At 42.1% G+C, this 20021-nt stretch carries 14 protein-coding genes; 12 read left to right on the forward strand and 2 right to left on the reverse strand.

Annotated features, from left to right (window positions below; translation table 11 throughout):
• The first annotated feature begins 213 nt into the window (after positions 1–213).
• From NMK36_RS00215 to NMK36_RS00240, 6 genes are all read left to right on the forward strand, one after another.
• Positions 214–1449 carry a response regulator gene (locus NMK36_RS00215; RefSeq protein ID WP_072718822.1) on the forward strand — a complete coding sequence of 412 codons (1236 nt, stop codon included), beginning with the start codon at positions 214–216 and terminating at the stop codon, positions 1447–1449.
• A gap of 470 nt (positions 1450–1919) precedes the next feature.
• Positions 1920–2285, forward strand: a complete 366-nt coding sequence (locus NMK36_RS00220; RefSeq protein WP_072718823.1) for a response regulator transcription factor — start codon at positions 1920–1922, stop codon at positions 2283–2285.
• A 12-nt stretch (positions 2286–2297) separates the two neighbouring features.
• The gene (locus tag NMK36_RS00225; protein WP_072718824.1) at positions 2298–2822 is read left to right on the forward strand and encodes a chemotaxis protein CheW; all 525 of its coding nucleotides are present in this window, start codon (positions 2298–2300) and stop codon (positions 2820–2822) included.
• A 151-nt stretch (positions 2823–2973) separates the two neighbouring features.
• Entirely contained in the window at positions 2974–3444 is a 471-nt protein-coding gene (locus NMK36_RS00230) for a tetratricopeptide repeat protein (protein ID WP_254172724.1), read from the forward strand.
• A gap of 28 nt (positions 3445–3472) precedes the next feature.
• Positions 3473–6409, forward strand: coding sequence for a methyl-accepting chemotaxis protein (locus NMK36_RS00235; RefSeq protein WP_254172725.1), 2937 nt, complete (start codon positions 3473–3475; stop codon positions 6407–6409).
• A 93-nt stretch (positions 6410–6502) separates the two neighbouring features.
• Entirely contained in the window at positions 6503–10765 is a 4263-nt protein-coding gene (locus NMK36_RS00240; RefSeq protein WP_072718826.1) for a hybrid sensor histidine kinase/response regulator, read from the forward strand.
• A 156-nt stretch (positions 10766–10921) separates the two neighbouring features.
• Here the strand turns inward: NMK36_RS00240 and NMK36_RS00245 are convergent, their stop codons facing one another.
• Positions 10922–12091: an aminotransferase class V-fold PLP-dependent enzyme gene (locus tag NMK36_RS00245; RefSeq protein WP_072718827.1), complete on the reverse strand. Its 1170-nt coding sequence runs from the start codon at positions 12089–12091 to the stop codon at positions 10922–10924.
• Between the two features lie 97 nt (positions 12092–12188).
• Between NMK36_RS00245 and NMK36_RS00250 the strand changes: the two genes are divergently transcribed.
• The 6 genes from NMK36_RS00250 (at position 12189) to NMK36_RS00275 (ending at position 19561) form a co-directional block, all read left to right on the forward strand.
• Entirely contained in the window at positions 12189–13733 is a 1545-nt protein-coding gene (locus NMK36_RS00250; RefSeq protein WP_072718828.1) for a TM0106 family RecB-like putative nuclease, read from the forward strand.
• A 49-nt stretch (positions 13734–13782) separates the two neighbouring features.
• Complete coding sequence (locus NMK36_RS00255; protein ID WP_072719113.1) at positions 13783–14256, forward strand: YidH family protein; 474 nt, start codon at positions 13783–13785, stop codon at positions 14254–14256.
• A 61-nt stretch (positions 14257–14317) separates the two neighbouring features.
• A complete protein-coding gene (locus NMK36_RS00260; protein ID WP_254172726.1) occupies positions 14318–15448 on the forward strand; it encodes an esterase-like activity of phytase family protein in 1131 nt (376 codons plus the stop codon).
• A 636-nt stretch (positions 15449–16084) separates the two neighbouring features.
• The gene (locus NMK36_RS00265; protein ID WP_072718830.1) at positions 16085–17068 is read left to right on the forward strand and encodes a GNAT family N-acetyltransferase; all 984 of its coding nucleotides are present in this window, start codon (positions 16085–16087) and stop codon (positions 17066–17068) included.
• 260 nt (positions 17069–17328) lie between these two features.
• Positions 17329–18585, forward strand: a complete 1257-nt coding sequence (locus tag NMK36_RS00270) for an FtsX-like permease family protein (protein WP_254172727.1) — start codon at positions 17329–17331, stop codon at positions 18583–18585.
• Between the two features lie 220 nt (positions 18586–18805).
• The gene (locus NMK36_RS00275) at positions 18806–19561 is read left to right on the forward strand and encodes an ABC transporter ATP-binding protein (protein ID WP_072718831.1); all 756 of its coding nucleotides are present in this window, start codon (positions 18806–18808) and stop codon (positions 19559–19561) included.
• A 66-nt stretch (positions 19562–19627) separates the two neighbouring features.
• Here the strand turns inward: NMK36_RS00275 and petJ are convergent, their stop codons facing one another.
• Positions 19628–19969, reverse strand: a complete 342-nt coding sequence (petJ, locus tag NMK36_RS00280; protein ID WP_072718832.1) for a cytochrome c6 PetJ — start codon at positions 19967–19969, stop codon at positions 19628–19630.
• Positions 19970–20021: the final 52 nt, after the last annotated feature.

A 20021-nucleotide genomic window follows, 5' to 3' on the forward strand; every position in this document is an offset into this window, starting at 1 on the left:
ATCATAAAACCTTCTGGGAGTCGCAGGTAAACAGTTAATCCTGAAGCCTAATATACCGTTAGTTAATCCTTAATCGCTAACTATCGGGTGCATAAGTGGCTGTCTCCCCTAGAATATAAGGGAAGCCGTGATTTGATCATCACGATAGTGCCTTATTTTTCATCTCTAGGATGTACCTCAACTCAAACCCATTTGCAGGAGGCAACTTGCTAAATGCAAGGCTCTTTAAACGAAATTGATATTCGCAGTATTTTGCAACTGATTGAGCTTGGCCAGAGAACAGGGGAACTCATGGTCGAAGCTTACAGTTCATCCCAGATGGCCACTGAAATCGAACGCCATCCCAGCCGTTTAACCGGACAATGTTGGTTAGTGTTTTCTTGGAACGGTCGCATTATCTATGCAGGTCAAAGCGAAGGCAGCCTGATGAGATTACGCGATTATTTACGACGCTATAAAGCTGAAACCGTTCTCGCTCAGTTAGAAGTTCCCTCCATTGCTTCGGTCAATGCTCCCGAATATGGGTACTTGTGGGTATTACTTGAACATCAAGTGATTACCCCAGCCATCGCCCGTAATATTGTTCATTGTATGGTTCAGGAAACCTTGTTTGATTTACTGAGTTTACATCAAGGCGCTTTTATTTTTGAAATGGGATCTGCCTTAGCTCCCCAATTAACCACCTTAGAAATTAGCCCGTTATTAGCCAATATTTTCAAACAAGTCCAAGAATGGAAAAAATTCCATCCCCATATTACCTCCCCCAATCAATGTCCGTTGATCACAGATCGATCAAAATTACAAGAGACCGTCCGACCACAAGTGTTTGAAACCTTGAATCGTTGGGCTGATGGCCAAACCTCGATTCGTCAAATTGCCCGTCATTTACATCGAGATATTGTCATGGTGACAAAAGCCATTTATCCGTTTGTACAACAGGGATTAGTACAACTATTAGCCCCCCATCCCGAAAATCCGTTAACCACACTAGAACCCTTCACCGATAGAAATCGTAGCCCTCGGATTGTCTGTATTGATGATGATCTCGTGATTCGACAAACGGTTGAATTTATTTTAAAAGAACATGGCTATGAAGCAACTGCCATTGGCAATCCTTTAAAAGCATTGAGTTTAGTTTTTCAACTCAAACCGGATTTAATTTTGTGTGATATTGCCATGCCTGAATTAAACGGTTATGAAATCTGTGCCATGTTAAGAAATTCGACGGCTTTTCGTCAAACTCCCATTGTCATGTTAACGGGAATTGATGGATTTATTGATCGCCTCAAAGCTCGAATGATTCGAGCCACCAACTACTTAACAAAACCGTTTGGGGATGCTGAGTTATTAACCTTAGTGGAAACTTATATTGGGCCAGGGAAACTCACGAATACAGCTAAAGAGTCTAAATTAGAAGAGGAGTTCATGAGTGAGTTAGAAACCCTTTAACACTCCCCCCTAGAACACCCCAGACTAGATCAATCCAGGCGGTCAAAGATTTGTATAATTAAATAGGACTCTAGCCGACAAGATACACAATGCTGTAAAAACTGGCTCTATGGGTTTATAGAGTCGGGAACTATACTTGAAATTAAACAAGATGTTAAAAAAACTAAGTTATCATAACAATGCCGATGGGATTGACAACTAAACAAACCCGGAGCGATCCGATGCAAAACCCTGCCGCCGATTCGCCCTTCAATTAAACACCCACTGATCGGGTCTTTGAGAACATAGAAATAGCCTCTGTCCTGTAATGCCAACAGGTATGCCAGAAAGAATGACCTCTTTTGAGGCGCAAAGGTTTTGTTGACACTTTACGATAAATTTCTAATGCAGCAGCATAAACCCCTTACTCCTTGGACTCTTACCCCTAACCGGATTATCAATAATTCGGGAGTTTCCCAGGGAGAAGAAAGATGAATAAAGTTATGGTGGTGGAAGATAGTGTCACCCAACGGGAGATGATTTCTAATCTTCTCAAAGATAGTGGCTTACAGGTCAGTGTCGCCAGTGATGGTGTAGAAGCATTAGAACAAGTCCAAAAAAGCTGCCCCGATTTAATGGTGCTCGATATTGTCATGCCTCGGATGAACGGCTATGAACTTTGTCGTCGCCTCAAATCCGATCCCAAAACCCGCAATATTGCCATTGTGATGTGTTCTTCTAAAGGGGAAGAATTTGATCGTTATTGGGGAATGAAACAGGGGGCAGATGCTTATATCGCTAAACCGTTCCAGCCGACCGAATTAGTCGGAACTGTTAAACAATTGCTCAGAGGGTAGGTGTAAACAATAATGGTCGGAAACCCAGATTTTTTAACCGGGCAAGGAACAGATGGCCCAGAATTTCAAGAGTTGGAAACTCCCGAAGGGGAACCCCACCTCCGGTTTTTTGTGCCTTCAGGCAATGAATTTGCCCTTCCTGCCATCGGAATTCGAGAGGTACTGTTTCAATCTCCAGACCGGATGACGCCCATCCCTAACGTTTCCCCTCTATTACTGGGAACCTTCAACCTTCGAGGTCGGGTGATTTGGGTAGCTGATTTAGGCCAATTTTTAGGGGATACCACTCCCTTGAATACAGACCGCACAGAGATCCATGTCATTGCCGTAGAAGACCAAGACATTATATTAGGGTTAGCAGTTGATGCTCTCAATGATATGGCATGGCTTGACCCTGATAAAATGCAAATGCCCACTCAAGTCAGTGATAGTATGGCTCCTTTTATTAAAGGAGAATGGCAATTGGCAAATACAGGGAACGTTCTGCGACTCTTAGACCAAGTAGCAATTTTGCGATCGGCTCGCTGGGCAACGTGATCCATCAAACTCAAGGTTCATACCCAAAAATGTCACAGCCCGCCCAGCATCAATTGATTATAAAACTGTTTAAGTTAAACCTTTCTTACATTGAACTCTTAACGTTTAAGCCATACCACACTAAACTTTAAAATCAAAAGGGGAATCGCTCATGGCAACAAGCACAGACTTCCTACAAGAATATCAGCAAACGGAGGAAGCATACTGTCAGGGAAATTACGAAGAGGCGGCGGCGCTGGTTTATCAACTGGTGGAAGATTATCCAGAAGATCCTTCCGCCCGTCTTTTATGCGGTCATATCTATGGCTATGGGTTACAGCAGTATGATGTGGCTCGTGATCAGTATATGGCGGTCTTAAATTTGACCAGTGATGCGGAATTACTCGAACAAGCGCATCAAGCTTTAGCCGATACTGACCAATACGAACTCGCCTCCCCTTCAGGTGAGTTGAACGATATCCCCGATTCCCAAGCGGTTTTTAATGCCCTTCTCGATGAAGAAATTGATTCTACAGAAGTTGATTTAACTCAAGATTTACAGTGGGTCGCCGAAGAAACCAATGGTTTCGCCAATGGCACATCCTCAATGAATTTATTAAATGATTTAGAAATCCCTTGCTGATGATTCCCATCGGCAAGGCAATGGCAATTTGATCAATGGGTCAAACCCTGAGATAGACCTGAAGGATTTTAGCGGAACCGAAGATCACTTTGATTTTCAAGGATTAGAGGACTCCGAATTAAACTTATCAATTCCTGATCTCGATGATGCGATCGATGAAAGGGGGTTAGAACATCTAGGGGATAATCAAGACTATTTACACTCTAATGGTAGCCAATCTCCCCTCAGCTTTACAGCCGATAATCCCTTTGCCTTAGAGGATGATTTAGAGGAAGGAACAGAAATTTTAAATCCCTTGGATGAGGCGGGTTCCCTGACCCAATTCGATGAAGATCCGTTTACACTAGAAGAAGATGAATCACAACCCATAACCCCCTTAGCGACCGATGAGGTGAGTGTTAGTGATCTTGAACAGTTAACCGGGGATTTATTTTCCTCCGAGGATGACCAATTCCATCTTCTCGATTCCTCAAACCCCAGCACTGAGGATGACCTGCATTCACTCAATTCCCAGGAAACCCTGGATGAGTCAGAGATGGATTATCTACATCAACCGACTCAGTTCCTTGACCTGGATGACCTAGAGGGTGAAGGAGAGTTTGGGGAACCCAGGGGAGCCGAGGAAGACGAGGAATTGATGGAGACTCCTGAGTCTTCCCCCCAAACCCCTTTTCCTTCATCTCCTTCCGTCGCCCCCATGAGTTTTGAAGAAGAACTCGATGATATTTTTGCCCCCCTAGAAGAGATAGATTCATCCGGGGAGTTCGTTAACCCTGATCCGGTATCCTCCAATGGGATGATGTCGGGTGCGTCAACTCCTTTATTTGAGCCAGAAGAAGAAGAGGAGTTTGACCCTGATCTGTCCGGTTTTACATTTTCTGTGGAACCCTTCGTTGATGATGCTGATGATTCTGTTCCCTTACCCCCTGACCCTTCTAACATGACGGCGAACTTTAATGTTTTGGATGCAGAAGAAAGCAACGAAGAGGAAACCCTGTTGACCAATAACAGGATGAATCAGTCGTATTTTTCCAATACCCGGGGTGAAGCTACCCCATCCTCAGCTTATGGAGCGTTGGATATGGCTGAGGAAGAAGATGATATCGTTTTTGATGCCACGGATATTCCCGATAGTTTTGATCTCGAACCTTTAAATGAGGATACCTTTGGGGACTCCTTTGATATAACACCGGAGATGACAGATCTCAATGGTCGTTCTCCCAATGGCAAGGCCCCCCAAAGCGTGGAAAATGATTTCTTAGATAGTTTTGAAGAGTTTGATGATGTTGCCGATTTTGATATGGCAGCCAGTGGGGATAATGATCTATATGTTGATTCAGACTTTGGCAACTTAGATAGTAAATTTCCGAGCACGACCTACAACAATAGCACCCTCGATAGTGATAGTTCATCGATTCGGGATGATGAGATTTTTAATAGTGCCTATACCGCATCGGCTGTTACCACCTTAAGTCCAGATTTAGGGGATGTGATGGATACCGTCGTCGCATCTGATCAAGGGCCATTCTCCTTTTTAGAAAATGCCTCCCTCAACCGCAAACCCTTTTACACCGCCCTAGGAACGGGACTGGTAACATTGATATTAGTGGCAACAGCAACTAATATTGCCACCCGCACCGCTGCCTTAGATAACAAACGAGAAGTTGTGGATTATCTAAGAGTTACAGGTTGGTTTATGACCACCGTAGCCGGAGCCACGAGTTTTATCACCGCCTGGGGATTAGGTCGGATTACAGCCCAACAAATTACAAAAGCCACAGACGATTTACAAGCTCAATTTGATGCCATTGGTAAAGGCAACTTAGATGCCCGGGCTACGGTTTTTGCCGAGGACGAGTTTGGGAGAATGTCCGCCAAATTCAACCATGCGGCTCAATTTATTCAAAATATTACCCGCGAAGCCCAACGCAAAGCCAAGGAACAAGAAGATGCCAGAGATGATTTACATCGTCAGGTGATTCGGCTCTTGGATGATGTCGAAGGGGCAGCCCGGGGAGATTTAACAGTCACCGCAGAAGTCACCGCTAACGTTTTAGGGGCGGTAGCCGACTCCTTTAACTTAACCATCCAAAACCTGCGGGAAATTGTGGTTCAGGTGAAGCAAGCCGCCCGTCAAGTCAGTAAGGGGGCAACGGATAGTGCGACGTTTGCCAAGGATGTCGCCGGAGATGCCTTCCGCCAAGCGGAGGAACTAGCTGCCACCTTAAACTCGATACAGGTGCTCACCGATGCCATTCAACGGGTAGCCGAAAGTTCCAGGGAAGCTGAAGAAGTTGCCCGTTCGGCGGCGGCGGTAGCGACTAAAGGGGGAGAAGCGGTACAAATGACCGTAGCTGGGATTCTCAAAATTCGGGAAACGGTTGCAGAAACCAGTCGAGAAGTCAAGCGGTTAGGGGAATCTTCTCAAGAAATTTCTAAAATTGTAGCCATTATTTCTCAGATTGCCTCCCGAACCAACTTACTCGCGTTAAACGCCAGTATTGAGGCGGCACGGGCTGGGGAAGCAGGCAAAGGATTTGCGATTGTTGCCGATGAAGTTCGACAGTTAGCGGATAAGTCAGCGAAATCTTTAAAAGATATCGAACAAATCGTGATGCAAATCCAAAGCCAGACCAATACCGTGATGATGGCGATGTCTCAAGGTCATCAACAGGTAATTGAAGGAACTCGTCTAGCTGAACAAGCCAAACGAGCCTTGGATGACATTATCCAAGTGACGAACCGGATTGACGTTCTGGTGCGTTCAATTACCGCCGATACGGTGGAACAAAACGAAACGGCACGAGCCGTCGCCCAGGTGATGCGAGCCGTTGAACATAGCGCTCAAGAAACCTCCCAAGAAGCCCAAGGAGTTTCTAGTGCATTAACCAAACTGGTCGGTGTGGCGCGAGATCTCTTGACTTCCGTGGAACGTTTCCGCGTTGATGCTTCAGAAAAATCTTAGGGAGCAAGAAAGGCAGGGGAGGAAGTGCGTGAAAACAAGTGACCAAGGATTAATTGATAACTGATAACTGATAACTGATAACTGATTAATGATATGCAACTTGAACAGCAACAACGGATCATGGGCTATTTTATTGAGGAGGCTAAAGACCACCTCAATACCATTGAACAGGGATTACTGAATCTACAAACCACCGTTGAAGATCCAGAACTGCTCAATGAAGTCTTCCGAGCGGCCCACTCGGTTAAAGGGGGAGCCGCGATGTTGGGACTCAATAGTATTCAACAAACGGCTCACCGATTAGAAGATAGTTTTAAAATTCTCAAAGAAAACCGTCTTCCGACTCAATTCCTCGATCAACAATTAGAATCGTTATTTTTACAAGTTTTTGATACCTTACAAGCCTTGATTGATCAATTGTCAGGGCCCTATGGGTTAACAGAAGAAGCAGCGAGTGCCATTTTGCAGGATGTTGAGCCTGTTTTTGAAGCCTTAAATTACCATATTAAAAATGTTGTACAGCAACAGGGGACAGGTAAACGGCCCGTAGAAACGGATTATAGTACGCCTGTACAAACCCGCGCTCCATCTCCGTCGATATCGAAACCGCGTGAAGAAACGGGACATAGCAGTGCTAAAGATTTGGTCTTTGGTAGTGATGTCCCTGAACGGTTGCGGGAAATGTTGCAACAGTTCAAACAACCCGAAACCCCCCAAACCCGTCAAGTGTTAATTGAAACTTGCCGAAGTTTAGCCCGGGCGGGAGAACTGTTTGATTTACCGAATTGGGTTAAATTTATCGAAAATGTAGAACAAGTGATCGCTAATTCGGAGAATACTTATCGGAGTTTAGCTCCCGTTGTTATTAAAGCGATTAAAGAAGCTCAAGATCTCGTTTTAGCGAATAGAGAGACTGAAATTGTCGTCACCGAAGCTATTACCCGCTTGTTACCCAAGTCCGTAACCTCTGCAAAAGCCCCAACATCCAAATCTCAGACAACCCAATCGACCCTGCCATCACGTCCCTCAAAATCCTCCGGTCAATCTCCTAAATCCCGGACACTGGGAGAAGCCGAGTCTAAAAAATCAGCAGCTGCGACGAAAGCGACTGCATCACTTCGGCAAGGCTCAGTGACCGCGAAGTCAGGAAATAGTAAGAAGAAATCCCCAGATGTTTCAACCCTCACGAACCCCCTACTCGATACAAACTGGTCGGATTCAGCAACGAACGCCAGTAATACCCCAACTCGTTTACCAAACGGCCCCGAAATTACCCCCGAAGAATATAACAGCCTCAGAGATTTATTTGAAGGTTTGGATGAATGGGATCATGAGGCTTCTGAAGAAACAGTCGGGGAAACCCCTGCACAGGGAGGAATGGAAGCAGACCTCCTACAAGGCGACTTTTTTGATTTGTTAGACGAAAAACAAACCGGGTTAAACAAAACAGAAGCTAAAAACAAAAAATCCCCCAAAGAAACTCCCCAAAGGGGACATCATAACCTGGGGATTTCACCTGCTAACTCTGGTGTTGATGATGATCTAGCCAGTTTCTTTGATAATCTCAGTGATACGGATATTCCAATGGTGGAAACCCCAAACGTCAAACCACCATCGACAGTCAAGATGGCACAAGATAAACCATTGGCCAGTTTTGAGGATTTCTTTGATGAACTATTAGACATAAATCCCGAAACAGAAGTTTCATCGGGATCAGCCCAGCATTCTACATCTGTTTCCCCGGATGAAATCAACGATTTATTAGAGGATGCCGAAAGTTTGGATGAACTGTTTGACCAATTTGACCAGCAGGCTCAAGTGTCTCCCGAACCCAAACCCCAAACGGCAAAACCCAGTTCTTCCTTAACCGGGGAAGCAGCCCCCGAAGCAGTCACAGAGCCTTACCGAAGTGAAGATTGGTTTGATGAACTATTAGAAAGTGAAATGGGCATCGTACCCGAAACATCGACTCCTTCTTCCTTAGATGATTTGATGCAATTTGGAGAAGAGCAAGGTGCAACTATTCAGGACAGTGTTGAGGTGTTAACCCCAAGGATATCTCAAAACTTAGAAGCGATGGGACTTACTGCCCCCAACCTGGAACTACCGGATGATGATTTTACCAGTTTAGATGCTTTACTGAATGAAGAAGGTGCACAAGGTCAGCCCATGGCTGCTAACCAGACGGTAGAAGAAGATATTTTCTTAAATTTAGATCAACTGTTACAGTCCCCCGATGCAGTGGAGTCAACCTCAACTCCAAAATCCTCAGACAGTGGACGAACCCCTGTTAGTAAAGCATCGCCATCCTCCGACGAAGATTCGGAATTTACAGAGTTGCTGCAATTAATTGAAGATGCTCCTCGATCTCGTTCAGCATCGGTTCCCAGAGGAACCTTTGCCAAACCCATCGCTGAACCCATTGTTAAGGTTCCTGTCAAACAACTGGATAACCTCAGTAACTTAATGGGGGAACTGGTGGTCAACCGCAACAGTTTGGAACAAGACCAAGAACGGATGCGGCAGTTTTTGGATAACTTGCTACACCAAGTTTCTTTGCTGGGGGATGTAGGCCAACGGATGCAGGATTTCTATGAACGATCGCTCTTAGAAATTTCCCTCCTGTCCCACCGTCGCAAGCCGTTCTGGTTTAATGAAACGTCGTCAATTCATGATGATGATTCCAATACGGATTTAGATTCAACGGAACTTGATCGGTTTACGCCGTTCCATACTCTCTCTCAAGAGATTATTGAGTTAATTGTCCGGGTGCGGGAGTCGTCAGCCGATATTGAATTTTTGGTGGAAGAAGCGGATCAAGTCACCCGTGAGTTGCGACGGATTACGACGGCGTTGCAGGAGGGGTTAAATCGGGCACGGATGGAACCTTTTGCGATTGAAGCGGATGCTTTGAAGCGTCCAGTGCGGGATATTTCGATTAAATGTGGCAAACAGGCCGAATTGTTTGTGGAGGGTCGAGATACTTTAATTGACAAGATGTTATTGGGTAAGCTGCATGACCCGTTGATCCATTTGGTCAATAATGCCATTACTCACGGGATTGAACCTGCGGATGTACGGACAGCAGCAGGAAAATCGGCAGTGGGTCGGATTACAATTCGGGTATTTCACCAGGGGAATCAAACGATTATTGCGGTTTCCGATGATGGCGGTGGGATTGATGTCAATCGTGTCAAAAATAAGGCGATTCAGAAGGGGTTGATTACGGCTGAAGAAGCTGAGAGTATGAGCAATCCAGAGATTTATGATCTGTTATTCCTGCCGAACTTTAGTACAAAGGATGTGGCGGATGAATACGCAGGTCGGGGCGTGGGGATGGATGTGGTGCGAACCAGTTTAACGGATATTCGTGGCACGATTACGACGGATTCGACGTTGGGACGCGGGACGTCGTTCACCATTCGCTTACCCTTGAATATGAGTATTTCCAGGGCGTTGTGCTGTGTGAGCGATCGGGTGCGGATTGCTTTCCCGATGGATGGGGTAGAAGACATGATTGATGTTCCCCGTGAACAAATTCGAGCGATGGACGATGGCAGTAAGGCTTTAGAATGGCGGGGAACGATTTTACCTTTACGTCATCTGCGGGAATTGTTAACTTATCACCGTCATTTGGGTCGGGGAAATGTCTATGGGGCTACGGCTGAGGAAGACATGATTTCGGTGATTGTCCTGCGGTCTTCGAGTAGTTATTTGGCGGTACAGGTGGATCAGGTGTTGATTGAACAGGAAATTGTGATCAAGCCTTTGGAAGGGCCTGTGCCGAAACCGATTGGCATTGCAGGGGCGACGGTGTTAGGGGATGGTCAAATTGTGGCGATCGCCGATGTGCTGGAATTGATTGATTTGGCCATGGGTCGGATTCGCAAGGATGCTGCTGGTAAGATTTGGCAGATGGGCAATGCGGTGGCTGAACCCCAACTTCAGAAATCTGAACCGACGGTGTTGATTGTGGATGATTCGATTACGGTGCGATCGCTATTATCGATTACATTTGAAAAATCCGGTTATCGCGTGGAAGAGGCGCGAGATGGTAAGGAAGCTTGGGAAAAACTGAAATCGGGTTTACCCTGTGATATCGTGTTCTGCGATATTGAGATGCCTCGGATGGATGGGTTGGAGTTATTATCGCGGATGCAAAAAGATCCGATCCTAACGAATTTACCCATTGCCATGTTAACGTCGCGGGGCGCGGATCGTCACCGTCAAATGGCGTTTAATTTGGGGGCACGAGGTTACTTTACCAAGCCTTATTTAGAAGAACAGTTATTAGAAGCAGCCGGACGAATGTTAAAAGGTGAAGTGGTCGGGAATACGGCGGTTGCTGTTCAATAATGCTTGTTATCAGTTATCAGTTATCAGTTATCAGTTATCAGTTAAGAAAAATTTGAAAAAGTTGATTGTTGACTGTTGACTGGGGTTAACCGTTAACAGTCAATACTTGGACAAAAAGGGAAATTTAGGGCTCTTTTCCTACCTGTTCCCTGTTCCCTATTCCCTGTTCCCTGCTATCGCTTCTAGGAGTTGATCCATTTCCGAGGGAAGGGTAAAGTAATGAACGCAGGCTCTAACGCAATTGGGATCGAGGAGAGTTCGCAGGAAAATACCCTGGTTTTCTAAAGCGTTGACTAAGGATTGATGGGATTTTCCATTGGTGAGTTGAAATGAAACTAAACCCGCTTCGGGGGGAGAGGTTCTTAGACAGTGAATTTGCGGAATTTCTGATAATTTTTGCCAAAGATATTGACTATTTTGACAAATTTGTTGATAACGCTCTGTTGCAGTTCCCCATTGATGATGCAGGGTAATGGCATGGCGTAATGCTGCATATAATGGATAGGCAGAAGTGGCGACTTCATACCTTCTAGCATCGGGTATCCAAGCAACGGGTTTTCCCTGTGTATCGTTAATAATACTTCGCCATCCAATAAAGGTTGGAGATAATTCGGATAAAGATTCCGCACTAATATATAATCCTCCTAATCCATCTGGCCCACACAACCATTTATGACCTGTAAAAGCATAAAAATCAACGCCTGTTTCTGTTAATTGAAGCGGTAAAACGCCAACGGATTGAGCCGCATCGACTAATACTTTTGTGTTATAATTTTGATGACACAGGTTAACAATTTCTGTTAAGGGTAAAACTTGACCTGTATTCCATAAAATATGACTGATCACTAATAGGCGAGTATGGGGTTTTAAATACTCAGAAATCATCTCGACTGGATCACCTTGGTTTAAGGTTTCTCTGAGGGGAAAAAATGAAACTTGCAAATCAAAGCGACGTTGAAGTTCCTGAACCGTTGCGATAATTCCCGGATGTTCACAATCGGAAATTAACAGATGATCTCCCGGTCGCCAATCGATTCCCCACAGCGCAATATTACAACCAACGGTAACATTTTCGGTGAAACACAGGGTTTCGGGAGAAATTCCTAACTCAGTGGCGACCAAATTGCGAGTTAACTGGGTTTCTTGCTTTTGCCATTGGTTAATTTTACCCGAAAAAGGGCCAGAACACTGCACCTCGTTATACCCTTGAATAATAGCATCCATCGATATCCGAGGTAATGGCCCTTGTCCCCCATAATTAAAATAGCCTTTATTGGCTAAGGCGGGAAACTGTTGGCGATGGGTTTCTAGGGAAGGAGTTGTCATAATATTAAGGGTTCGTTATGTTTCGTCAAAGGACACTTTTAAGTTTAAGGTGAAGAGGATATCTAACTCATCATTGATCATTGACACCGAAATAATTATGTTAATCACCGATAAACAACTGTTGCTTTATCAACGCTGTCAGAGGCGTGCATTTTTAGAGCGTTATGGAGATAGTTCTCAACAAGATCCTCCCAGCGATTTTTTACTAAAATTGATGCAGGATAGTTCTGCTTATCAAAATAGTATTTTATCTCATTATCCTTATTCTAAACTCGATCCTTTTTTTGGAAATTGGGAGTTGGGTGCTAAACAAACCCTAGAGTTAATGCAGCAAGGAGTTGACCGAATTTATCAGGGGGTTTTGCTGAAAGTAGAGAAACTTAACCTTTCTGAAATTATGTTAGATGGATCGGTGATAGAATCTGATGAAATGATTCAGATTACTTTAGTGAGTTCTCCTGAATTATTAGTGAAACAGCCCGGATATTCTCAATTTGGAGATTGGGTTTATGTTTCTCAAGATATTAAGTTAGGGAAACGCCCTAAACTCGATTATCAAATTATTTCGGCTTTTCATGCTTATTTATTAGAAGGAATTCAAGGAATCCAGCCGGAAACAGGTTGGTTAATTTTACGAGATAAAGCTCCTTATTCGGTTAATTTAGAACAACGTATTCCGCAAATGTACCAGGTTTTAAATGATTATTTAAACATGGCGTTATCTCGTGATGAACCGGAGGTTTTTATTGCGAGACAAAAATGTAATTTGTGTCAATGGCATAGTTATTGTTTGGAGGTCGCGCGATCGCAAAATCATATTTCTTTAATTCCGGGTGTTACTCCCACTCGCTATCTACGGTTAAAAGAATTGAATTTAACAACCGTTGAAACCTTGGTGGAAGCTACCCCAGAGCAATTAGAAGTTTATCCTGAATTTGCAGAGGGAATTGCTTTACAAATTATTAAGCAAGCTGAATCTAATTTAGAAAGTAAAGCAATTAAACGTCAAGAAGAATTTATCAGTTTTAAACAAAATTTTAATTCTAGCTATTGGTTAGATAATTTTCAAGATAGCTATCAAACCAAATTAAAAGAATTTCCGGTTGAGATTTATTTTGATATTGAAGCACAACCGGAATTGAATTTAGATTATTTGCATGGTCTTCTAGTTATAGATCGGCGGTCTAATCAACAGAAATTTTATCCCTTTTTAGCGGAAGATAAAACCCAAGAAGAATTAATTTGGAAGCAGTTTTTAGAGTTAGTTTGGGCTTATCCGATCGCTCCTGTTTTTCATTTTTGCGATTATGAACCTAAAACCATTAAACGATTAGCTACAATTTATAATACGCCAGATTATTGCTGGAAACCAGTATTAAAACGATTTATTGATCTCCATCAAAAAATGACAGAAACGGTAACACTTCCTGTGGAAAGTTATGCACTGAAACCTGTAGCGAAATGGTTGGGGTTTGAATGGCGAGATCCCAAAGCAAATGGTGCTCAATCTGTTTGTTGGTATGAACAATGGTTAAAAACAGGCGATCGCACCTTATTAGATGCTATTGTTCAATATAATGAAGATGATTGTCGTGCTACATTTCATGTTAAAGAATGGTTAACAGAATTTCTTAATGCTTAATCCCCAAAATGGAGTTTATGAAGAAAAATTTTCAAGAGATATAGAATCTATGAATCAAGAACAAAAAATTGATCGTCAGCGAGAACATCAAGCCAATGAACGGACATTTTTAGCTTGGTTAAGAACATCTATTTCCTTAATTGCTTTGGGTTTTGCGATCGCTCGATTTAGTTTGTTTTTACGTCAATTACAAACCTCATTTACCGAAAAAATTCCCCCTAGTCATCCTATTTTTAATTCTGATAATATGGGGATTATTTTAGTCATTACTGGAATGATGATTACTGTAATTGCAGCTTGGAATTATAATCAAGTTTTTTGGCAAATTGAACAAGCCAATTATAAACCCAACCGTTTATTAATTTGGATGATGACAGTGATTGTGATTATTTTAGGATTAATGAGTTTACCATTATTTTTCCGTCGAGATTTACCCCGGAAAACTGTTTCCAACTCTTTAAATCTGCAAAATCAAAATACATTACCCTTTATTACTAAAGTTCTAATCAATCTTCGATATTAGAATAGAAAATAATAGCTTATTAATTTTTTGTCCCTAAACTTTATTAAAACAGGCAAATCTAATGAGAATTTTATTATCTTGTCTGCTGTTAATCTCAACCTTAATTTCCTTTTTAATATTTAGCACATCTAGTGTGGCGATTTCAACAGTAATTGATTTAATTGGACAAGCCACTTTACCGACAGGATTACTCTATAATAACACAGAAGTTGGTGGTTTATCAGGCATTACTTATAATCCTGAACAACAAGTTTATTATGCTATATCCGATGATCCCAGTGATAAAAATAAAGCCCGATTTTATACTCTCAAAATTGATTTAAGTTCCGGTTACCTTTCAGAAACAGGGGTGAGTGTAGTCGGGGCTACCACACTATTAACAGAAACGGGAAAACCCTTTCCTAAAAATAGCCTTGATCCTGAAGGAATTGCGTTTTTTAAAAATAGTGTTTTTATTGCTTCAGAAGGTAACCTTTATCAAAATATTTCCCCTTTTATTCAAGAATTTTCCAGGGACGGCAAAATATTGAGAAGTTTACCAATTCCTGAAAAGTTTTTTGATGGAAATGGAAATCAAAACCAAGGTGTTCGTTCTAATTTAGCCTTTGAAAGTTTAACGGTGACACCCGATAAGGCCTATTTGTTTACCGCGAATGAAAACGCCTTAATTCAAGATGGAGGAATAGCGAATTTAGATCAGAAAAGTCCTTGTCGAATTTTGCGATATAATTTGCAAACCAATCAACCGGATCGAGAGTTTTTGTATATTACTGATCCTTTAGCAAATTCTTCTTTTATAGCCGAACAATATAACAGACAAGGTTTAGTCGATTTATTAGCTATTGATGAATCTCATTTAATTAGTTTAGAACGATCTTTTTCTTTAGGCTTAGGATATACCATAAAATTATTTCTAGTTTCTTTAGAAAAAGCGGATACTATTCAAGATTTGCCCAGTTTAAAAGCAACAAATTCTGAGATTATACCCGCAGAAAAAACTTTATTGTTGAATTTAAGCCGTTTAAATATTGCAGTTGATAATATTGAAGGATTAACTTGGGGTTCTCCCTTACCCGAAGCAGGGCGATCGCTAATTTTAATCAGTGATAATAATTTTACAACTCTACAAACAACTCAAATCATAGCATTAAGACTGAATCATCTAACAGTAGTAAGCCCTTCAGGGCTTTGAGTCCTTTAGGACTCACTACATCATAACCAAAGCTTAACCCTGGAAACTTGACAAGGCATTGGGGGGATCGGCTATCCTTAGATTAGGAACGTCCGCCATTAGCCAATCACACTCAAATGGAGTCATCCAGCCTGCGGTTGTCAGGTCTGAGGGTGAATTAACAATACGACCTCATTGGGGGTGAAATTCTTCTTTACCTAGCGGGACAAAACCTATTTAATCAAATGATCAAGACTCTTGCATTCGGTTTGGTGACTTTCCAAGAGCCAGTGGTCGAACTGGCAATATCCATTTAGCTGATGCAGAAGTCAAGTTAGAGAACAAAATTTAATTGATTTATTAACCCTTTTTTATGAGTGTCTAATTTGATAAAACCTGAAGATTTCTGTGTTACCCACAGGAAACAGAGTTTTATCGTCATCATTAACTTTTAACCCTAAAGCTATCCTGATTTTAGTCGTAACACCTTGGTTTTAAAGGGTTTTCGGCTCAAATAGAGTTTGGTTTAAATTCTCTATTATCAACATTGAATGGAGAATTGATAAAGGTTGTATTGAAGAACAACCTCTAGTTTTTGGTGCAAATTTATCCGTTCGAGATTAAGTCAAAACTTCCGAATTTTCGGAACAATTTGTTATGAATTCTTTAATCATTAAACCCTACGAAGGTCAAAAAGATTGGTCTGCAATTTTTAATTTATTTCAAGCCTGTCAAACCGTTGATCATCTCACAGAAGATGAAAGTTTAGCAGACTTAAAATTAGGACTCTCTTCTCCAACGGTTAACCCCGAAAAAGATATCCGTCTTTGGACAGATGTAAAAGGTCAACTTTTGGGATTAGTTGGAATTGAACCTCAAGCCTCTAAAATTGGAATTGATGGATATTTTGGATTGTATATTCATCCTAGTGTCCGATCCAGCAATTTAGGCAAACAAATGATGCGGTGGTGTGAAAGCCGTATTCGAGAAATCGGACAACAAAAAAGACAACCTGTACAACTGCGAACCTACAGTTTAGAACAACAAACCGAACAAAATCAGTTACTCAAACAACGAGGTTTTAAAGTAGATCGGCAGTTTATTACGATGGCGAAATCCTTAGAATATCCTGTATCTATTCCCGAACTTCCATCCGGTTTTAAATTATCTTATATTCAGGGTAAACAAGACCTTTCAGCTTGGGTTGATTTGTTTAATGAATCCTTTATTGACCATTGGGATCATCATGAATTAACCCTAGAACAAGCCGAATATTGGCAAAATCAACCGATTTATCAACCTGAATTAGATTTAGTTGCAGTTGCACCGAATGGAACATTTGCGGCTTTTTGTAGATGTCACTTAAATTCTGATCAAATTGGTTGGATTGAATGGTTAGGAACACGACGAACATTTCGGAAATTAGGATTAGGAAAAACCATCCTTTTGGCAGGTTTATCTCAACTACAGAAAGCGGGTGTAACCACTGCCAAACTAAGCGTTGATGCTGATAGTTTAACAGGGGCAACAAAGCTCTATCAATCGGTTGATTTTAAACCCGTAACCCCCTGGTTTTCCTGGGTAAAACCCTTATCCCGTCAAAATCTCAGCCAACTTTTCCCCCAACAAGCTACTGCTTAAAGACCGTATACAATAGGAGTGTGGTTTGTCAGTTGTCAGGAAAAAGATCCCAATGCACAGTGCAACCTAAAGATTACGGTGAGGGAGTTAGAAGTTAATAATTTCCCCCTACTCCCCTATCCCCCTACTCCCCTATCCCCCCTGTCCCCTTGTCCCCTTGTCCCCCTGTCCCCCTGTCCCCCTGTCCCCCTATCCCCCTGTCCCCTTGTCCCCCTGTCCCCCTGTCCCCCTTCTCCCCTTCTCCCCTTCCCTCCTCCCCTATGGCTTCTCTTGCTCGAAAAAACCTATTTGAGGATATTCCCCGTTTTTTGGTGGCTCAAGCTGGGATTATGTTTGCAGTCAGTTTAGTTACCATTCAAAATGGGATTTTAACCGGGTTTATTCGGTCTTCTTCGGTCTTAATTGATCACTCAAAAGCAGATATTTGGATCGCTTCTAAAGATATGATTCATTTAGAGTTAACGATGCCCATTTCTTTAGAACGAGTCACCCAAGCTCAGACGGTTTCTGGTGTTGAACAAGCCGAAGCTTTTATTTTTAGAAATGCGCGTTGGCGCGATCCTGTAGAAAATAAAATTCATGCGGTAACAGTCGTGGGTTCTGATCCAGAAGGGGAATTATTTTCCCCCTGGAATATTATTAAAGGAGATATCAATGCTTTAAAACAACCCTATACGATTATGGTTGATGAGAGTAAATTAGACGCTCTCAAACTTAAAAATATCGGTGATATTGCCAAACTCGGAGGATTAGAAGCCAAATTAGGGGGAATTACGCAAGGAACTCAATCTATTGTGAGCAATAGTTTTGTGTTCACCTCGTTAAAAAATGCTAATGCTTATGTTAATAGTCCTGTAAAAACTCAAACCCGGTGTCAAGTCCAAGATAATGAGGATTTTCAATGTACTCAAAGTTATGAAGATCAATCCTCTAATCAAAAATCTACCGATATTCCACCACCAAGAGCCTTAAATTTAGCTGATCCGATCACCTATGTTTTAATTAAGGCAAAACCCGGTCAAGATTTAACTCAACTGAAGCAAAAACTAGACGATGCTTTACCTGATGATGTTCAAGTTTTGACCCGTGAAGAAATGTCTACGGTAATGCGAACCTTTTGGCAAAAACGCACAGGGGTTGGGTTTGTTCTCAGTTTAGGGGCGGCGGTAGGAGTGTTAGTCGGGATGGTGGTGGTCGGACAAATTCTTTATTCCTCCGTGACTGACCACTTAAAGGAATTTGGAACCCTGAAGGCGATGGGTGCATCCGACTGGGTGATCTACGGAATTATTTTAGAACAGGCACTCTGGATGGCTGTTTTAGGTTATATTCCAGGTATGGCACTGTGTTTAGGTGTAGCGTCCTGGGCTGGCGCGACCCAAGGCATTTTGATTTTAATTACCCCTTTATCGGCTTTAGGGGTATTCGGGTTAACCGTTGCGATGTGTACGGGTTCGGCATTTTTCGCCATTCAGAAAGTCACTAAGGTAGATCCAGCAATTGTATTTAAAGCTTGATGCCAGTCACTTTTTGTAACCAAATGGTATTAGATCACAGGCAATCGGTAACATTTGAGTTTAAAATAGTGGAACTAAACGGTTCAGGATAGTTCATGGTCAGCCCTCCTTCTCTGGAATTACCCGATTTCTTCAGTAAACTGACAATACTCCTCTGTAATTTAGTTTATTAGATCCGTCAATTCTTGTTAGAAGCCCACATCATTATTAATTTGGAACGATGATACGCACTCAAGTTAGCGAGGCAAAATCCACTATATCTCCCAATCAGGCTGCATACTATTCACCAAATGCTAGAATTAAGCCGATTGGAATTCAAGCTTGTCGTGTTGAAATGGCTTATAAATCGGGGCGGCAAACGGTTCAAGTGCTGCAAAATATTAATTTAGAAGTCGAACAAGGGGATATTCAACTGTTGATGGGGCCGAGTGGTTCGGGAAAAACAACATTGCTATCTATTATTGCCGGACTCTTGACACCGACGGCGGGACGAGTGTTTTTATTGGGTGAAGAAATTACAAAATTGTCTCGGACTCAATTGGCAGAGTTTCGGTTACATAATATTGGGTTTATTTTCCAAGGATTTAATTTATTTCCCGCTTTAACCGCTTTAGAAAATGTGGAATTAGCTCTGCATCTTAAAGGAATGGGCAAAAGAAATGCCAGAGAAGAAGCGAAAACACGTTTAGAACAAGTGGGTTTAGGAGATAAAATTCATCTGTTACCCCAAGATTTATCGGGAGGTCAAAAACAACGGGTTGCTGTGGCGCGAGCATTAGCAGGAGACCCCCCATTAATTATGGCTGATGAACCCACCGCAGCCTTAGATTCGAGTAGTGGTCGGGGTGTAATTGATCTGTTAAAAACCTTGGCCAAACAAGGAGAGACAACGGTATTAATGGTGACCCATGACCCCCGAATTATGGATGTAGCTGATAGCATTTTGACGTTAGAAGATGGCAGAATTAAAAATTAAAACGCCAAGGTAATCTAAATGAAGTCAACAAAACTGGGTTAATAACTGTTATCAACCCAGTTTCTGCTATTTTTTCCAATTCTTTTCCGCCTGTTCTAAAACATAAGCAGAAACCGCTTGAATTTCTGCATCTGTTAAACGATCTTTGTAAGCAGACATATTATTTTTGCCATTAGTAACTAACGCTGAAATTGCTTCTAAAGTATTAACATGATTGCGTTCTAAAGCTTTTTTCTTTAAAGTTTTTCCTCGTCGGACAATATTTCCTCCTCCCCCATGACATCCCACACATTGCGCTTCAAATATTTTCGCTCCCGTATCCAGATTAACAGCTAATGCTGGGAAATAAACAGGACTTAGAATTAAGGTTAAGGTTAATAATAATATTAGGAGTAATTGTTTTAGCATTATTTTATCCTTTAGGGGTGATGGGTAAAAAGTTTGTAGATATCAAACAGTT

This window comes from Planktothrix pseudagardhii (genome assembly GCF_904830925.1).
Lineage (GTDB): Bacteria > Cyanobacteriota > Cyanobacteriia > Cyanobacteriales > Microcoleaceae > Planktothrix > Planktothrix tepida.

Bases quoted from the DNA above. Each gene is read 5' to 3' on its own strand.
- NMK36_RS00220 (WP_072718823.1), top strand. From the start codon at position 1,920: ATGAATAAAGTTATGGTGGTGGAAGATAGTGTCACCCAACGGGAGATG.
- NMK36_RS00260 (WP_254172726.1), top strand. From the start codon at position 14,318: ATGAGAATTTTATTATCTTGTCTGCTGTTAATCTCAACCTTAATTTCC.
- NMK36_RS00240 (WP_072718826.1), top strand. From the start codon at position 6,503: ATGCAACTTGAACAGCAACAACGGATCATGGGCTATTTTATTGAGGAG.
- NMK36_RS00215 (WP_072718822.1), top strand. From the start codon at position 214: ATGCAAGGCTCTTTAAACGAAATTGATATTCGCAGTATTTTGCAACTG.
- NMK36_RS00245 (WP_072718827.1), bottom strand. From the start codon at position 12,091: ATGACAACTCCTTCCCTAGAAACCCATCGCCAACAGTTTCCCGCCTTA.
- NMK36_RS00275 (WP_072718831.1), top strand. From the start codon at position 18,806: ATGATACGCACTCAAGTTAGCGAGGCAAAATCCACTATATCTCCCAAT.
- NMK36_RS00270 (WP_254172727.1), top strand. From the start codon at position 17,329: ATGGCTTCTCTTGCTCGAAAAAACCTATTTGAGGATATTCCCCGTTTT.
- NMK36_RS00255 (WP_072719113.1), top strand. From the start codon at position 13,783: ATGAATCAAGAACAAAAAATTGATCGTCAGCGAGAACATCAAGCCAAT.
- NMK36_RS00250 (WP_072718828.1), top strand. From the start codon at position 12,189: ATGTTAATCACCGATAAACAACTGTTGCTTTATCAACGCTGTCAGAGG.
- NMK36_RS00265 (WP_072718830.1), top strand. From the start codon at position 16,085: ATGAATTCTTTAATCATTAAACCCTACGAAGGTCAAAAAGATTGGTCT.
- NMK36_RS00225 (WP_072718824.1), top strand. From the start codon at position 2,298: ATGGTCGGAAACCCAGATTTTTTAACCGGGCAAGGAACAGATGGCCCA.
- petJ (WP_072718832.1), bottom strand. From the start codon at position 19,969: ATGCTAAAACAATTACTCCTAATATTATTATTAACCTTAACCTTAATT.
- NMK36_RS00230 (WP_254172724.1), top strand. From the start codon at position 2,974: ATGGCAACAAGCACAGACTTCCTACAAGAATATCAGCAAACGGAGGAA.